The sequence below is a fragment of the Microcystis sp. M53603_WE2 genome (assembly GCF_030065435.1).
On sequence record NZ_JASJFF010000575.1, the window covers coordinates 1 to 1504 of the forward strand.

Below are 1504 nucleotides of genomic sequence, written 5' to 3' on the forward strand. Positions count from 1 at the left end.
AGTCCTTTCCTGTATGAATTTCAGCTACTTTTGAGCGTAGTTGCTCTCATCGAATTTTATTTTAAGTTAATTATTTGCATAACAATTCCCGAAGAGCCTGTTTATCCAACCATTGATCCTATTCCGACTGATCCTGCTGTTGCCGTTCCTGAATCTGGAAATATAGCTGGCTTACTTGCGATTGGTATTGTAGGTGCAGCTTCAACCCTGAAGCGGAAACTAAAACCCTCTAAATCCACTGAAAAAGAAACCACAAAAGTAGGCTAAATTGCTTCTAAAAATACCATAAATGCCCCTTCAATCAATCTTGAGGGGGTTTTATTGTATAATTGAGGGATGAGTAAACTAGATCAACTTACGCAATCTTGAGCTATAATCGGCAATGAGGTCGAATCCGAACAACGATCAGAAAAAACTCCTGATTGCTGAACTTAAAAAAGCAGCAATCAAACATACCCCAGAAAATATTATCATAATTACTCAAGATCCTAGCGGGAAAATTGTTTTTCTAGAAACTGGAAAAGCAGGTGACAAAGGTTCTGGATTGCTGCATATTCTAGAAAATCATCGAGAAGATTTTCTCCAGAGAGGTATTACTGAAGAACAAATTCCCGATTTAATTGTAACAGCTATTAGTGAGGGAAAAATTATTGGCATACAAGGAAAAAGTCGCATAATTTATCAAGTAGAAATCAATGGAATTATTCAGTATGTTTCTCTAGAAATTAGTCATAATGGTTACTTAGTGAGTGCTAATCCAACTCCAACTCGATTAATTAACAAACTTATTCAGGAATGATAGTTATGGCAATCAGAATCAAACTTTGGGCAGATTATGGAAGTTACCCACTTTGGGGAGTAGATGAAATTGATAACATTGCTCCTGAAGAATTGCCATTAAGTCAAGCAACTATTCAGCGTTTAAACGCATGGCAGGATACTTACGATAAGACTTTAAATCAAGACTATCCACCTTTATCAGATTTTCCTAATCAGCAAGCTGAAATGGATTTTAAACAAGAAGGAATTAGTTTATGGAAACAGTTACGTCTTGAACTGGCCCCGGATTATGAAGTTTTCTACCAAAATGAAGGTCAATTGTTCAGACATCCTAAGGAAATAACCACAAAATCTACAGTACAAAAAATAACAGTTTGAGTATCATCACCCTCGGCACTCTCGGCGCAGGTGCAACCCTTAAGCGCCAACTAAAACCCTCTAAATCCACTGAAAAAGAAACCACAAAAGTCGGCTAAATTGCCTCTAAAAATACCATCAATACTCCTTCAATCAATCTTGAGGGGGGTTTGTTTTTTTATATCTCTTTTTTGGCAATAGATGCTATAATGAAAGGCCACTCTTTAAGATTGCTTGATCGATCGTGGACTTTGAGATTATCAGCGATATTACGAATATCGAGATTATTGCCACAGGAACAGGAATTCGTAATCGGGAACGGTTGCAAAAACAGTATGGCAAAGGTAAATGGAGAAAATTAAAGGGC

3 protein-coding genes and 1 pseudogene are annotated in these 1504 nt (G+C 37.0%); all 4 read left to right on the plus strand.

Annotated elements, in window-relative coordinates; all coding sequences use genetic code 11:
- On the plus strand, nt 1-267 hold a 267-nt coding region (locus PX481_RS12085; RefSeq protein ID WP_288094643.1), incomplete at its 5' end, for a PEP-CTERM sorting domain-containing protein.
- Between the two features lie 115 nt (nt 268-382).
- On the plus strand, nt 383-799 hold the full coding sequence (locus tag PX481_RS12090; protein WP_002759905.1) for a hypothetical protein: 417 nt from the start codon (nt 383-385) through the stop codon (nt 797-799).
- A 5-nt stretch (nt 800-804) separates the two neighbouring features.
- A complete protein-coding gene (locus PX481_RS12095; protein ID WP_036402756.1) occupies nt 805-1158 on the plus strand; it encodes an immunity protein CdiI family protein in 354 nt (117 codons plus the stop codon).
- A gap of 5 nt (nt 1159-1163) precedes the next feature.
- Nucleotides 1164-1256: pseudogene (locus PX481_RS12100) on the plus strand (PEP-CTERM sorting domain-containing protein); the annotation flags it as partial.
- Nucleotides 1257-1504 lie beyond the last annotated feature (248 nt).

What these genes read in the sequence shown, in the direction of transcription:
- PX481_RS12090 (WP_002759905.1), top strand. Translation starts at nt 383, where the DNA reads ATGAGGTCGAATCCGAACAACGATCAGAAAAAACTCCTGATTGCTGAA.
- PX481_RS12095 (WP_036402756.1), top strand. Translation starts at nt 805, where the DNA reads ATGGCAATCAGAATCAAACTTTGGGCAGATTATGGAAGTTACCCACTT.